Origin of the sequence: Aurantibrevibacter litoralis (assembly GCF_034651555.1) — a bacterium.
GTDB lineage: Bacteria > Bacteroidota > Bacteroidia > Flavobacteriales > Flavobacteriaceae > Aurantibrevibacter > Aurantibrevibacter litoralis.
This window is the reverse complement of record NZ_JAYEEQ010000005.1, coordinates 194,935-210,280: the sequence shown is the minus strand read 5'-3', so window position 1 is coordinate 210,280 and position 15,346 is coordinate 194,935. Positions and strand designations below refer to the sequence as shown.

At 44.4% G+C, this 15,346-nt stretch carries 12 protein-coding genes and 1 pseudogene; 2 read left to right on the top strand and 11 right to left on the bottom strand.

The annotated features are described in order from the left end of the window. From U1E44_RS06720 to U1E44_RS06700, 5 genes are all read right to left on the bottom strand, one after another. Positions 1-407 (bottom strand): RHS repeat domain-containing protein (locus U1E44_RS06720; RefSeq protein ID WP_322930292.1); only part of this gene is annotated, 407 nt, incomplete at its 3' end. Between the two features lie 121 nt (positions 408-528). Continuing rightward, the gene (locus U1E44_RS06715) at positions 529-1,122 is read right to left on the bottom strand and encodes a hypothetical protein (protein WP_322930291.1); all 594 of its coding nucleotides are present in this window, start codon (positions 1,120-1,122) and stop codon (positions 529-531) included. Beyond that, complete coding sequence (locus U1E44_RS06710; RefSeq protein ID WP_322930290.1) at positions 1,112-4,387, bottom strand: RHS repeat domain-containing protein; 3,276 nt, start codon at positions 4,385-4,387, stop codon at positions 1,112-1,114. Before U1E44_RS06710 ends, U1E44_RS06715 begins: the two co-directional genes overlap by 11 nt. After that, complete coding sequence (locus U1E44_RS06705) at positions 4,296-7,505, bottom strand: FG-GAP-like repeat-containing protein (RefSeq protein WP_322930289.1); 3,210 nt, start codon at positions 7,503-7,505, stop codon at positions 4,296-4,298. Before U1E44_RS06705 ends, U1E44_RS06710 begins: the two co-directional genes overlap by 92 nt. A gap of 3 nt (positions 7,506-7,508) precedes the next feature. Beyond that, complete coding sequence (locus U1E44_RS06700; protein ID WP_322930288.1) at positions 7,509-7,826, bottom strand: T9SS type A sorting domain-containing protein; 318 nt, start codon at positions 7,824-7,826, stop codon at positions 7,509-7,511. 761 nt (positions 7,827-8,587) lie between these two features. On the opposite strand from U1E44_RS06700, the pseudogene U1E44_RS16835 reads away from it, so the two are divergent. Further along, positions 8,588-8,999 (top strand): annotated as a pseudogene (locus U1E44_RS16835) (transposase). A gap of 327 nt (positions 9,000-9,326) precedes the next feature. On the opposite strand, the gene accC reads toward U1E44_RS16835, so the two are convergent. From accC to pdxA, 6 genes are all read right to left on the bottom strand, one after another. Further along, a complete protein-coding gene (gene accC / locus U1E44_RS06685; protein ID WP_322930285.1) occupies positions 9,327-10,676 on the bottom strand; it encodes an acetyl-CoA carboxylase biotin carboxylase subunit in 1,350 nt (449 codons plus the stop codon). Between the two features lie 85 nt (positions 10,677-10,761). Next, positions 10,762-11,241: an acetyl-CoA carboxylase biotin carboxyl carrier protein gene (gene accB / locus U1E44_RS06680; RefSeq protein ID WP_322930284.1), complete on the bottom strand. Its 480-nt coding sequence runs from the start codon at positions 11,239-11,241 to the stop codon at positions 10,762-10,764. A 22-nt stretch (positions 11,242-11,263) separates the two neighbouring features. After that, positions 11,264-12,265: a beta-ketoacyl-ACP synthase III gene (locus tag U1E44_RS06675; protein ID WP_322930283.1), complete on the bottom strand. Its 1,002-nt coding sequence runs from the start codon at positions 12,263-12,265 to the stop codon at positions 11,264-11,266. Positions 12,266-12,539: 274 nt separating this feature from the next. After that, entirely contained in the window at positions 12,540-12,737 is a 198-nt protein-coding gene (rpmF, locus tag U1E44_RS06670; RefSeq protein WP_322930282.1) for a 50S ribosomal protein L32, read from the bottom strand. An 8-nt stretch (positions 12,738-12,745) separates the two neighbouring features. Next, the gene (locus tag U1E44_RS06665; protein WP_322930281.1) at positions 12,746-13,279 is read right to left on the bottom strand and encodes a YceD family protein; all 534 of its coding nucleotides are present in this window, start codon (positions 13,277-13,279) and stop codon (positions 12,746-12,748) included. Positions 13,280-13,409: 130 nt separating this feature from the next. Next, positions 13,410-14,471: a 4-hydroxythreonine-4-phosphate dehydrogenase PdxA gene (pdxA, locus tag U1E44_RS06660; RefSeq protein WP_322930280.1), complete on the bottom strand. Its 1,062-nt coding sequence runs from the start codon at positions 14,469-14,471 to the stop codon at positions 13,410-13,412. A 62-nt stretch (positions 14,472-14,533) separates the two neighbouring features. Here pdxA and U1E44_RS06655 point away from each other — a divergent pair, with 62 nt between their 5' ends. Next, a complete protein-coding gene (locus U1E44_RS06655) occupies positions 14,534-15,130 on the top strand; it encodes a riboflavin synthase (protein WP_322930279.1) in 597 nt (198 codons plus the stop codon). The last annotated feature ends 216 nt before the right edge of the window (positions 15,131-15,346 follow it).

Sequence of the window (15,346 nt, the reverse complement as noted above, 5' to 3'; positions counted from 1 at the left end):
AACGGATTGTTCAGCACATACCCGTACCTGTTAAAGTTTTGGGTGTTGTAGGGGTCCTGTACGTAGTTGTCCGGCATTAGAAACCTGTGCAGAACAGGATCGTACAAACGCCCATTCATGTGTACCAGACCAACACTTAATAAATGTTCGTGACCTGTATAGCCACGATCAAGCAAAGCAAAACTGGTTAAGACCGTATTATTCCCATCGGTCAATTTAGCGATATTTCCCCAGGCGTCAAAATGGCGTTTCTCCCTTATGTTCCCATTTTTATCGGAGATCATTAAAATACTGCCCAAGTAATCCCTGTGCAGAAAGTAATAATCCTCCAAAGTGGTGGTGGCCTGCTCGGAGCGCCATACCACCGGGGCACTGTAGCCGTCCCCGCCAATGTAGGTAGCACCCAAATCCGCCTATGGCGGAAGTGGTCATCGTTGTTTCAAAGAACTTTAACCGTCAATAAACAGCTTGTTTGCCCTTATTCCTGAGGGCACGAGCAGAAAGATACTCGCGCCAGCCGGGGTTATTTCAAAGGAATTTTAAATTATTTCTTTTATAAAATTGTAACGCATCCGCTTCGCCCAATACTTTTAATTCACCACTCTTTTTAATTTCAATAATAACAAATGAAATCATAATATTGTTACTTTTAATTCCTTCTACGACAAAATCAAAATCAGGGTTAACCGTTTGTTTTAAAAGAATGAAATTTTTATAAAAAAAAGCTTCGAGTATTGATCCACTATCTATATGATTTTGATAGACTTTTAATTTATAAGTCGGAGTATTTTTATTCAAAAACAAAAGGTAACCCTCCGAAATATCGGTGTTCGAAAAAAGAAGTAATCTGGAATCAAACACTCTTCTTTCTCCTATGATGAAGCATAAATCTTTATGTTCGGCTTTTATTAATGTATCCCGATCCATACTCCTGAACAAGTCACTGATTTTGTCAGTAAAACCAATATATCTCAATTGAACAATGGAGTCCTTATTAAAAGTTATGGCCTTTTCCACAACTATAATCTCACGGCTATATGCAATCCCTTTGACCTTATGATTTTTAGAGCATGAAAAAAGAGCCAATAAAAAGAATAAACATCTTACTACATTACGGCACATAGTTAATAGTTTTAAATCCAAAGAAATTATAGCCAAAGGAAGAATTTGATTGAACAGATGGGATGGTTGAAAATAAACTTTTAGAAAGTAAATGACTATAATTTTGAGGTATTTTCCAGCCCCAAGAAGTCAACTGATCATTTTGCCAATCATTGATTAAGCGATGCTGATCAATAGTTCCAAATACAGGGACCTTTAAGGCAAAGTAAGCGTGCATATATTCATGATGCAACACCATATATAATTGTGGTCTTGTTTGAAAAGCTATCTTAGCTAGGTAAACATCTATTTTTTTAGCCCCCAACCCTAACCATCCAGATGCTCTAACTTTTGTTACTCCTGCGACTTCAAGGCCATCACTATTAAATATTCTACCGTTTGAACCTGAATATCCATTAGGGTAAGTACCATCAGCACGTAAATTATCCACATTTCCAGACAAACGGTTCAATTCCGTATGTGAATCCGAGAAATTTCTGGCAGATTCATTCGAATACTCAACTTCATCTCCTAAACCACTTAAAGAGTTATCCAAAGGCGAATCAAAAGTACCTTCTCCAGACCAAAAATCTAGACCTGCTTTACCTGCTCTTATTCCACTCGAAATTCCGTTTATCAACCCTGCTGAAACCCCTCCAATAGCACCAGCCTTTAACCCTGCACCAAGTCCGCCGCCAAAACTGGCACCATTGAGCCATGCGCTTCCTGCCCCTCCAACAAAGCCCCCGGCAAAACCACCTGCAAACCCTGCCACAAAGCCACTGCCAAAGCCCAACGTTGTCGCCACTTGGCTACCAAAGAACGTACCCCCGGCAACCATGTTACCTACCCCTGCACCAACCATTCCCGCAGCAGCACCTATCAATGCCCCACCAAGAATGGAGCCAAAGTTGGCCCCGGGTTTCAAAGCTTGGCTTATGGCACCCACCAAAGCCCCGATACCTACCGCAAACCAGAAAAACTCCCCACTGGGGTCCGTATATTTCAACGGGTTGTTCAGCACATACCCGTACCTGTTAAAGTTTTGGGTGTTGTAGGGGTCCTGTACGTAGTTGTCCGGCATCAGGAAACGGTGCAAAACAGGGTCATAGAGCCGCCCATTCATATGCACCAAACCAACGCTCAAAAGGTGCTCGTGACCTGTATAGCCCCGGTCAAGCAAAGCAAAACTTGTTAAGACCGTATTGTTTCCATCGGTCAATTTAGCGATATTTCCCCAAGCGTCAAAATGGCGTTTCTCCCTGATGTTCCCATTTTTATCGGAGATCATTAAAATACTGCCCAAGTAATCCCTGTGCAGAAAATAGTAGTCCTGTACCGTGGTGGTGGTCTGCTCCGACCGCCAAATTACAGGGGCACTGTAGCCGTCCCCGCCAAGGTAGGTCACAAAGGTGGCCTTTTGGGTGGTCTTGTCATAGGTAATCTCCATACTGCCGTCATGGGAGTAGTGCTTGCGGTAACGGCGGTCTGTCTTAAGGGTCTGTAAGCCCCCATAGAACATATTGGCATGGCCCATAAAGCCATTGTACTCAAAACTTACCCTGTCCTTGCCCGCCTCCACAATTTCCACAGGGCTTTTAAAGGAAGTATAGGTAATATCCTGGCGGGTAGTGGGGCCATAAAAAGCCTGCCCTGGAGTGTTTAAGGTTAGGCTCGCCAATTGGTAGGACTTCCCGGTATAGGCATAGCTGCCCGTGGCACTGTTGGCGGTAATACGCCCTTGGACATCATAGGTATGGCTCTTGTTGCCGCTGTTGTCGTTAAAGGTAAGGAGCCTGTCCATGCTGTCATAGGTAAAGTTCTCTGTCCAAGTAAAAAGGCTGTTGGTACGGCTGTTTAAAATACCGCGCTGCGCATTGAAGTTAAAGGTGAGCTTCATCAACTCTACCGCAGTGGTGTTCACGTTCTTTTCGCTTTTGCTCTCCGTAAGGTAGCCCGTGCTGTTGTAGGTATAGCTCTTGCGCAGGTTGTTGCCCATGGTGGAGGTGGTTACCTGCCCCCTGGCGTTTAGGGCGGCCACGTTCCAAAGCACCTCATTGGTGGTGTTGTCCTGTACGGTCTTTAGCCCCCCGTTCTGGTAGGTGTTCTTTATCTTCTTTATGCTGGTCTTGTTGGGTGAAAGCAGCCTGGCCTCGTTCTCTTCCGTGGCCACCTGCCCAAAGAGGTCATAGGCATATCTTTTTATGAATTGGGCGTAAGGGGTGGTCTCCGTTACGGTGGTGGGCCTTTTGTAACCGTCATAGACATAGGCATAGGCACTGTTGTTCCCCGCCGTGGTGAGCACCATGTTGGCCAAGAGCTTGCTGGTGGGGTCATAGGTATAGTCCATGACCATGTTGGTAAGGTCCTCGGAGACCGTTTTTTTGGTCAATTTGCCCAAGGCACTATAGACATGGACGGTATTGCCCTTGGGGGTGGTCTCCTTGGTAAGCTCGCCAAAGCCATTGTACTCATAGGTGTAGGTGCCGGCAGCAGGGTCCGTGGTCTTGGTCTTGCGGCCCCAACCGTCCTGCTCGGTAGTGAGCAGCACCCCACCATAATCGGCGGTCTTCATGGTGCCGTTACCATAGTAGGTGTAGTTTATGGTGCCCCCGGGGTCCGTGACCTGGGTCACTTGTCCCATGACGTTTTTGGTGGTGGTTACCGTCTTGGTGCCATCATTGACGGCCACGGAAAGGTTGGTGTAGGTAATGGTGGTTACCTTGCCCGTGTAGGAGGTAAGTTTGTTCACCCGGCCAAAAAAATCGTATTCGGTGGTGTTCCATTGGGTGGCGGAAGCCCCTATGTAGGGCTCGCTCTCCCTATAGATACGGTCAAATTTGTCATACTCAAAACTTTTGCCCACCAGTTGGCCCAGCACGTCCTTTTCGGTAACCTTCACCACCCGCTGCAAGGGGTCATAGACCGTGATCTTGCTGCCGCCGTTGTCTGCCGTAACGGTTACCGTATAAGCAAAGCCCGCTTCCGTATAGGTGGTGTTGGCGTTCTTGTTCAGGTAATCGGTAACTTTAACAAGGCGGTCCCAACCATCATAGAAATATTGGGTAATGAGCCCATAGGGGTTGGTCTCCTTTGTGAGCATGCCCCTGGCGGTGTTGTACAGGTAGGTGGTGGCCAGGCCTTCCACATCAATGGACTTGGTAAGGTACCTGCCGGAAGCGTCGTACTCAAAATTAACCGTCCGTGCCATAGGGGGTAGTGGTCTTGCGGGTAATATTGCCAAAGGCATCGTAGAGGTAGGTCTCGGCATCGAATTGGGTGCCATTGCCCTTGGTGCTTTTGGTGGTCAACAGATAGCCCGTATAAAGGTACTGTTCTTCCGTGCTAAAGGCATTGCCCCCAATGGTAACGGTCTCCGTTTTGTTGGTGGGCCTGCCAAAATAATACTGCGCCCCGCCATTGTTGGCATAGGTTATATTTACCACGCTGCTGCCCTGCCCAGAGAAATCGGTGGTGATCCTGGTGGGGTTGTTATAGGCATCGTAAAGGAACGATTTGGAGATGGCGGTGCCGCCCTGCAAACGGTTCTGGGTTACGTTGGAGGTGTTCCAGAGCTTAAATACCTTGTTCGCCGCCAGGGACGAGCCATAGGCATAAGCGGTCTGGGTGATGTAGTCCGAGGGGATGGCATTGAAATTCACCGTATAGGGAACGGTATATTCGCTGGTCACGGCGCCCCTAAGGGGAATGCTGTGCTTGGTGATGTTCCAGATACGGTCCGTGTTGCCCGTGTTCCATTCGCTGCGGGCCAGCCCCTGGAAGCCCATAAAGCCCAGCCCGTCTGCATGGCTCACCGCCCCTTCATAGGAAAACACCTGTTTTATGGTGGTGGTGCCGCTTACCGCCCGATTGACCGCTACGACCACCTTGGTGCCCCGTGCATTGTAAATATCAATATAAGGATATACCTGGCCCGATTTTTCGGTATATACCTTTATGCCATCTTCGCCAACCACCCCGGGGGCCCTATCCAGATCCCTATAGGAAATGGCCTGGGAGACCCCGTTGTTGGAAACGTTCCTCAACAGCATGTCTTCCCGGTTGTCCTTGCCAAAAGTAAAATAGAACACCCGGTTGTTGCTTATGGTGGCAAAGTCCAGATTGTTGTTGGCCCTGTCCGCAGAGGTAAGGAAAACGGGGATGGGAAAATGGTTCAGGTTACCGGTCCTGGTAGTTGCCGTGATATAGGAAAAGGCGGGGGTAACCGCGGCCAAAGTGGAAAAGGTATTGTAGTACATGCTCACCGTTTGGCTCCCGTTGAGGCCGTCATTATTGGTTACGGTCTTATATTCCAGCATGTCCGTACGACCATCGCCATTGATGTCCGTGGGGACCAGGGTATAGGTGGTCACCGGACTTGTGGCCGTGGTGGATGGTTTGAACTGAAAGGGATAGGCGATTTCGTTTTTTACAAAACCACTGCCCATGGAGCTGAAAAGTGCAAAGGTGCCACTGTTCAAGGCGGTAGGGGTCATAAAATCGGTCTTCCCATCGCCATTGTAATCGCCCAGCAATATGGGGTAATCGGTCCTTATACGGGTATCCGTGGTGGTCCATAGCAATTGTATTCCGTTGGTGGAAGTAAGGGTATAGGCCTGTACCTTGCCCGCGGAGACGTGGAGGAAATCGGTCTTGCCGTCGCCATTTACGTCGGCGGTCAATAACTGGTCGTTAATTTTCAATTCTGCCGAAAGATCTCCTGCAATATTGGCGAACCCAGTGGAAATCCTTCGGTCCAGATTGATGAAGTAAGCGGTTGAATGTGCTGCCACCGTGCCCGAGCTGCAAATGCACGTATTTGCGGGGCCATAAGGAGTGCAGGAAGAATAGCTGTAACCACCCCTTGTTATGCCTATGACATCGGTGAGCCCGTCTCCATTAAAATCGCCCGAAGCATACCTCATGGATAACCGGGTGATACTTGGCAATTGCGAGCAGTCGTATTGGGTGCTGTATGATGGGGCGCTCCAAACCTTTTCGTAATATTGGGCCGCCGGTGCATAGCTACTTTGCCCGTTCACCTTAAACCGCACCTCATTGCTCCCGGTATGGGTAAGGAGCACAAAACCTTGGGCTTTGTCCAATTGGTCAACGGAATTGAGGTAACTTACCGGAAAGGCGGTCTCAAATACGGGGATGTTCAGAATTTCACTGCCTATACTGGCGCCCCCCGAGGCAAGGTCCTCAAAAATCCATAATTTGTTCCGTTCCGACCGGGTTTTGGGATACACTATAAAATCCATTTTCCCATCGGCATTGAAGTCCAACGGCACCACCTCGGCATTGCGATGTTCTATGTTGCCCACGGAAAGACTGGTTGTAAGCTGTGCCGAGGTCAGTGTTGGCGAAGTATCCGAATAGGTAAAATTAATGGGGGTAAAGCTCAAGGTGTTGTCCCCGCTCTTTTCCGTAACGCTGGCAAGTCGCTCATAGCCCAAGCTATTTGCATTATGTCCCAATACATAGTTACGGTATCCGGTTGCGCCCGTTAGTACACGAATCTCAGAGAGAAGGTTCTTTCTTCTAAAGTCCACCCCTCCTACAAAGGACTGTTCTCCTCTTGACCGTGTTTTGTACACAAAACTTATGGTATTGGGTGCGGTGCCGGTGTTAAGGTGCCCATATTTTATAGAGGCAATGCTCAGGCTGTTATCGGCAGTCGTATAGGTATAGTCCACTGTGACCCCTTGGGGGTTCTGCCATTTGGTGATGGCATAATCGGTCCTGGAACGGCTATCCGTACTGTTGCCGTAGGTCGCTATGGAACCGTCCGGATAGGTAACGGTAAAGGACAGGGGGCCGTAAGCGGCCCCAAAGGTGGAAACGCCGTTGGACACGATTTTCACGTTGGAAAAATTCTCTGTCCCGTAAACGGCCCCGTTGGCGCCATAGGTGCCCAATTGCAGCAGTAGCCGTTGCCCGTCCAGGGCAAAACGGTCTTGGTTGTCAAAATCCACAGGGTCTATGTTGTTGTCGTGGTATGTAGTGGCGGGGATCCGGGAGATGACGGAGACACCGGAGATGTTCCAGCCAAATCCAGCTAAACCATTGCCCCCTTGGCTGTTGTAGGAAATGGCTATGGTGGGCACCACCCCATTGATGCCGGGGGGTACCTTGATGGGCACGTTATAGGTGGCACCGCCCGTAAGGGAAACGGAGAGCTCACCAGCCGTCTCGGTAATGGCCGCATTGCCTCCCGCACCGGATGTGGCGGTGCTCATGAGCACGGATTCGGGGGACAGTGTTCCCAATTGGGGGGCATCCTCGTTGCGTTCCGTAACGGTAATGGGCGTCCCTTCTAAGGGTATTATATCGTAATTGGTCTGTGCATGGCCTATAATGGCCATCATAAAGGCCAGGGCCAAAAGTAGTCTTGTCCTCATATACTATCGGTTTTTTATGATCTTGAACGATTCCTTGGTGCCATTTTCATAGAGCACCAGCATAAGGTAGCCTCCGGGCGGATGCCTGCTGAATTCCACTTCAACCAGTCCGCGGTCACCGAAAAGAGGTGTCTCCGAGACTTTTCGTCCCTCTAAAGTGAACAATAGCAGCTTAACCGGTTTCTTATCGGGATGCTCGTCCCATTCCACTTGGAGCATGTCCGTTACCGGATTGGGAAAGGCCATCATCCTGAAGGTGCCAAAATCCTTCAAGGTAGCTTCCTCGTCCACGATGGGCACGGAATCCAGAAGATCGGGCAAGACCGCCTTTAAACAGGTGAGGCAGACTCTATTGCGCAGTATCTGGTTGCCCGCTGTGTCATAGCTAAAGGCCAACTTATCTTGGGCCATGGTCAGCTGCCCAAAAAGTAGGATAAAAGGTATATACATTTTTAAGTTCATAATTCAGAATTTTCCCGTTAAATTATATTAATTTTTAATACAAAAATTGGGAAATACAATTATTTAAGTGTTAATTATAATATGTAAATTATTATATAGCCACCAGTTAATAAAAAGGTTCATTTTAACAAAAATTTATTTCGAAAAGCCTCAAAAAATAACTATAATGTAAGTTTATTCGACAAAACCCAGTGTTTTTTACGAAATTGATGAATTGTTTATAGTAAGCGTTGTTTTTTTATTTAAAAAGAAGGGTTAAAACCTACATCTTTGGTAAATTGGAAAATTTAAGCAAACTAAAAAACCGTCAAAAAGTCTACTAAGTAACCGTTATAATGTTCCCTATTTTGCTTTTAAGATCGTTAAGGTGGTGCTCAAATTGCCCATTTAAAGAGAGGACGTTATTTAAAATTAGACATCGGTTCCAAACCCTTTTTAAGTAATACACTAAGGCTTATAGCGAACGGTACTATTCATTCTATTTGCGTGTGGAAAAACAGATTTTCGTACGTTATCAGAATCGTCAAGATTGGCATTTCGTAAACGAGCTATATAACGGATTAAGTAAGGAAAAAAGAAAGGAGAAGGGTCCGAGATAATCGGGATCAAGGCAAGAAAATATGTTCACAAGTTTTTCTGTTAGTATGATATTTGCTATAACCAATCAAGGAAAGGCGCAGTTTATGATTTATTCTGAAAACATGAATGCGGATAAATTTATAGAATTTATGCAACAGATCATTAAATCAAGTTCACCTAAGGTGTATCTCATTTTAGATACTATAAGCGCACATCGCAGTAAAATCTTGGGAAGAAGAAAACAAAGATAAAATGGCTCTTTTCGTTTTACCTTCCTATTCTCCTGAAAAGAATCCGCACGAATACCTGAACTGCGCCCTAAAGCAAAGCTTATCGGCAAAAAAATCGGCAAAAAGCAAAGACACTTTACAAGACAACGTGCAAAATCACATAGTGATGTTACAGAACAACCCCAAAAGGGATACCAACTATTTTAAACATAAAGATATTTAGTATGCCTCTTGAGGAATTTAGGTTAGTTTGCCGCCGGGTTAATGCCCAAAAAATCCCCTACCACATTTCGATTTTTCGTAGTGCATGAGGAATAGTTCGTAGTCTATGGAATCCCAGCGATTGACCACTAATGGCTTTTACCCTGCAGGCTAAAGCCCGTACCGAACTAGGTTAAAACCGCCAACCTTTGGTGGTCATTTGATTTTATCCTTGTTTTAGGGATAGTAGCGGCATCCTTTCTTCGCAAAAGAAAGATATAGCGGATAGCCCGCCTTTTGCCCAAAGGCAAAAGAAAACCCTAAGAACTGGAATTTTACCCTTACCTAATTATGCTGTAGGTGGTTGCATTACAAAATCTTCCATAAACTTAGTGGTGTAATTGCCCGCGAGATAATCCGGATGATCCATAAGTTGTCTGTGAAAAGGGATGGTTGTTTTAATACCTTCTATGACAAACTCGTCTAGGGCTCGTTTCATTTTATTGATAGCTTCTTCCCGGGTTTGCGCCGTAGTAATGAGCTTCGCAATCATGGAATCGTAGTTGGGTGGTATGGTATAGCCGCTATACACATGCGTGTCTAAGCGAATGCCATGACCTCCGGGGGTATGCAAGGTGGTTATTTTTCCGGGAGAAGGCCTAAAATCGTTATAAGGATCTTCTGCATTGATACGGCACTCTATAGAGTGTAGTTTTGGGGTGTAATTTTTTCCGGAAATGGGTACGCCGCCTGCCACTAAAATCTGTTCCCGAATAAGATCATAATCGATAACTTGTTCTGTAATGGGATGCTCTACCTGTATACGGGTATTCATTTCCATAAAGTAGAAGTTGCGATGCTTATCTACTAAAAACTCAATGGTTCCCGCTCCCTCATAGCTTATAAATTCGGCTGCCTTTACCGCCGCTTTGCCCATATCGGCTCTCAATTTATCGGTCATAAAGGGCGACGGGGTTTCTTCGGTTAATTTTTGATGCCGTCTTTGTACAGAACAATCGCGCTCCGAAAGGTGACAGGCCTTGCCGTATTGATCGCCTACAATTTGTATTTCGATATGCCTTGGTTCCTCTATTAATTTCTCCATATACATACCGCCATTACCAAAAGCAGCTTTTGCTTCTTGTACGGCACTTTCGAATAATTTCTCTAGATTTTCTTCTTTCCATACCGCACGCATCCCTTTTCCGCCACCCCCGGCAGTAGCTTTTATCATTACAGGATAGCCTATTTTTTTTGCTATTTTTTTGGCGTCTTCTACCGACTTTAGCAATCCTTCTGAGCCCGGTATAGTAGGTACTCCGGCTTTTTTCATCGTTTCCTTGGCGGTGGCCTTATCGCCCATTTTATCTATCTGATCGCCAGAGGCTCCAATAAATTTAATATGGTGCTCGGCGCAGATGCGGGAGAATTTAGAATTTTCTGACAAAAACCCATAGCCCGGATGTATGGCGTCTGCATTTGTAATTTCGGCCGCGGCAATTATATTGGAAATTTTTAAATAGGATTCACTGCTCGGAGGGGGACCTATACAAACGGCTTCATCTGCGAAACGAACGTGCAAACTCTCTTCATCGGCCTTAGAATATACAGCGACGGTCTTTATGCCCATCTCTTTGCACGTTCTGATAATACGAAGTGCTATTTCCCCTCTGTTGGCAATCAGTATTTTCTTAAACATCTTATGAAATTTAAATTTTAAACCCTACCGTTTTTTATGAGAAGGCTTCTCGTAAGAGGTATTCTTCTAATTTCCTGAAAATTAATTAAGAAGGATCTACCAAAAACAAGGGTTGATCGAACTCTACCGGCGATGAATCGTCTACTAAAATCTTAACTATCTTACCGGAAACCTCAGATTCTATATCATTAAATAGTTTCATGGCTTCTATAACACAAAGCACATCGCCTTTATTGATAACGCTGCCTACTTCTACGAAGGGTGGTTTGTCCGGACCTGCTTTTCTGTAAAAAGTACCGATAATAGGCGATTTTACGGTAAGGAGTTTGGCGTCCTCCGCCGCCTTCTGATCGGCTACTTCTTTAGCGGCTCCTTCAGCAGTTTGGGTGGGCTGAGACACCGGTGCCGTCTGTACAGGGATTTGTTGCACATAGGAAGTTTCTGGGGCATACCCTACCGGGCCGGTGCGAATGGTAATTTTAATGTCTTCCATTTCTAATTTTACCTCACTAGCTCCTGACTTGGCTACAAACTTAATTAGGCTTTGAATTTCTTTAATGTCCATAGAACTTGGTTTAGTTGTATTATTATTTTAATGAATAGGCCCATTTTAGGTAAATGGATCCCCAGGTAAATCCTCCTCCAAAAGCTGCAAATACTAAATTATCGCCTTCCTTTAACTGAGCTTCATAGTCGTGCAATAAAAGAGGCAAGGTAGCTGAAGTAGTATTGCCGTACTTCTGAATATTGATCATAACTTTAGTGTCGTCTATACCCATTCTTCCGGCGGTGGCATCAATAATGCGTTTGTTTGCCTGATGCGGCACTAAAAATGCCACGTCCGAATCTTGTAACTGATTGCGCTCCATGATCTTGGCAGCTGCATCTGCCATATTAGAGACGGCAAATTTAAACACCGACTTCCCGTCCTGTTGTATAAAATGCTGTCTGTTTTTTACGGTTTCTTCTGATGCCGGCAACAGGGAGCCTCCCGCGTCCATTTTTAAAAAGTTACGCCCCACACTGTCCGATCTAAGATACTCGTCCTTAAGACCATACCCTTGTAGATTGGGTTCAAAAAGAACGGCACCCGCTCCATCTCCAAAAATAATGCACGTTGTGCGGTCTTTATAATCAATTATGGACGACATCTTATCGGCTCCCACCAAAAGCACCTTCTTATAACGACCCGATTCTATATAACTTGCTGCAGTAGACATGCCAAACAAAAAACTGGAACAGGCGGCTTGCAAATCATAGGAAAAGGCATCTACCGCCCCTATTTCCGTGGCCACAAAAGCCGCTGTGGAAGCAACCATCATATCCGGTGTCGCCGTAGCCACAATTACAAGATCGATCTCTTTAGGGTTTATATCAGATTTGGAAAGTAAATCCTGAACTGCCTTTACGGCTAAATAGGAGGTACCTACGCCTTCTTCGTCTTTTAATATCCTTCTTTCTTTAATGCCTGTTCTGGTAGTGATCCACTCGTCGTTGGTATCTACCATGGTTTCTAGCATTTGGTTGGTCATTACAAATTTTGGGACATAACCTCCCACAGCGGTAATTGCAGCCGTAACTTTACCCATATTTATCCTATTATGCCCTAAAAACTCAAAAAGAGTTCAAAATTATTGAAATTTAATGATTTTTCGGGGATTTTCAAGTGAAAGTTGATAGTATCCTGTGTTTTTATACAATTATTTAGTTTTATCACAGCCCTTTGCCGTAACCATGCCCAACACTTGCAAAAACATTTCGCTTTTTTTTGAAGCAGATTGATTAGACCATAAAACCATAGCAAACAAAAAAAACCCTCACCTTAACACGGAGAGAGTTTTCTAAATCTAATTTAATGCCCTTTTAGGCGGCTGTTTCTTCGGTCTTGTCGATGAGGACTTGGCCACGATAATACAATTTACCTTCAAACCAATGCGCTCTGTGGTACACATGCATTTCTCCTGTAGTTGGGTCTTTTGCAATAGTAGGTGCTACAGCCTTATAGTGGGTTCTTCTTTTATCTCTTCTGGTCTTGGAAACTTTTCTCTTTGGATGTGCCATTGTAAACCTTATTTATCCGTTATTAATTTCTTTAATTCGTCCCATCTGGGGTCTATATCTGTTATGCTGTTTTTTGTTTCTTTTGGTTGCAATTCTTCAAGTTTCGCTAATGTTTCCGATTGCAAGGTGCCGTCTAGCACACCGGGGTGTACTCTTTTTTGAGGCACTGCAAGTACAATCATTTCATAAACATATTGCGAAATATTAAATTGATGCTCGCCGTGAGGCAAAATAAGAATTTCATCGTTCTCATCATTGTATTCCTCACCAAATTTTACCACGAGATTTAAATCTGCCTTTAGTTTCTGATTGAAAGGTTCACTGGTTACATCACAATCTACATTTACAAACCCTTGTCCTGAAAAGTGCACCTCTAGCATGGTGCTCATTTTATCTACCGTAATCTCAAGACGTACCTCTGCTTCATTAAACTCATTGTATCCAAAAGATTCAAAGAACGTATTGTCTATGGTGTACTTAAAATGATGCTTTCCTTGTTTTAGTCCTGAAAAAGGAATAACAAACTCCTTGTGTAAATTCATTACAGTAGGTTTAAAGCACCTTACCTAGGTTAAAGGCGGGTGCAAAGATATTATTATTTTATAAATCCCCAACACTTTAAATATAAATAAATGCTTATTTTTTAAGGTGCATGTATACCCTTGGATAATGTTATTGATATTTATGATCTTTCTTTAGTTTATGCTTTTGCAAAGGGTGTTCGGTGAGTTCCTGGTATTCTTTCCTATTTTTAAAAATATGTAGGGCTGCAAAAACGGCTTCCTTAAACGAATTATGGTCGGCATTACCCTTACCCGCAATTTCATACGCCGTGCCGTGATCTGGAGAGGTACGCACATGGCTTAAGCCAGCCGTGAAATTAATGCCTTTGCCAAAAGAAAGGGTTTTGAAAGGTATTAATCCCTGATCGTGGTACGCAGCCAAAATGGCATCAAATTTCTTATAATTATCTGTGCCGAAAAAACTGTCTGCCGCATAGGGGCCAAAAACCAAATGGCCAGCATCAGACAATTCCTTTATAACCGGTTTTAGTACCTCATCATCTTCCTTTCCTATAGTACCATTATCTCCGCTATGTGGATTAATACCTAGCAATGCAATTTTAGGCTTTCCGATTCCAAAATCCATTTTCAAGGATTTTTCCATAATGCCTAGTTTGCGCTTTACCAATGCCGGCGTTATGGCCGCGGCTACATCTTTTACGGCCAAATGATCTGTAAGCAAGCCCACACGAAGCGTGTCATTAACCATAAACATAAGACTCTCTCCCCCTAGCTCTTGCGCTAAATAATCCGTATGTCCCGGAAATTTAAAATCTTCTGCCTGTATATTGTTCTTATTAATAGGCGCCGTAACCAACACATCTATTTCTCCGCTTTTCAAGGCCTGAACGGCGGTCTTTAAGGATTCAATCGCTTTCTTGCCGCTTTCGTCTGTTGCTTTGCCAAAAGCTATTACAGGTGTTTCGCGCCATATATTCATTACATTCAGCTTTCCGTCAATCGCCTTAGATACTTCTTGGATGCCATTAAAATTTATCCCTAATTGTAAGTGATTCTTTTGAAAGGAAATAACTTTATTTGAAGCAAAGACAATAGGCGTGCAAAAATCGAGCATTCTTTCGTCTTCAAAAGTTTTTAGTGCTACTTCGCACCCAATACCATTAAGATCCCCAATAGATATTCCTAATTTTATTTTTCCACTTTCCTGCATGGTCACCTTACCTTATATTCCTAAATTTACCGCACTACAAAACTACTTAATTTAAACGATACATGTTTACGGGAATTATTGAAACTTTAGCCAAAGTAATCCTAATAGAACCTGAAGGCGGCAACCTTCACGTAACCCTTTCCACGCCTTTGGCCGCAGAACTTAAAATTGATCAAAGTGTTGCCCACAATGGGGTTTGCTTAACCGTAATTGCGATTACAGACAATACGTATACTGTGACAGCGATTGATGAAACCTTACAAAAAACCAATTTGAACACCCTTAAAGTGGGCGATTATGTGAATTTGGAGCGAGCTATGATTTTAGGTGCGCGCTTAGATGGGCATTTGGTTCAAGGGCATGTGGACCAAACCGGAAATTGTACTTCTATTAAAGAAAAAGATGGGAGTTGGATTTTTAGCTTTGAATACAATAGGACACAAAACAATACTACGATAGAAAAGGGATCTATTACGGTGGACGGGGTGAGCCTTACGGTTATTGACTCAGGCATCTATACGTTTAGCGTTGCCATTATTCCTTACACCTACGAACATACGCGGTTTAGTTCCTATACAGTGGGTTCTTTGGTAAATCTGGAATTTGATGTTGTTGGAAAGTATGTGGCTAAGTTGATGGGGATGAATAATGGGGAGTAATTAGTAGGAAGTATTTAGTAAATAGCAGTCCTTCGAGTTGCTGAATCATATACAAGTTAAAATGCAACAGGAAGGAATTAGGAAACCGAGGTTTTGAGTTATACTCAGGTTTAAGTTAAACCTCAAAACCCTTCATACTAGTTGATGGTTGTCAGTTGCCAGTTGTTCGTTTTTCATTGTCCGATGGTGGGAATCAGAGCCGTACAGACTTTTGAC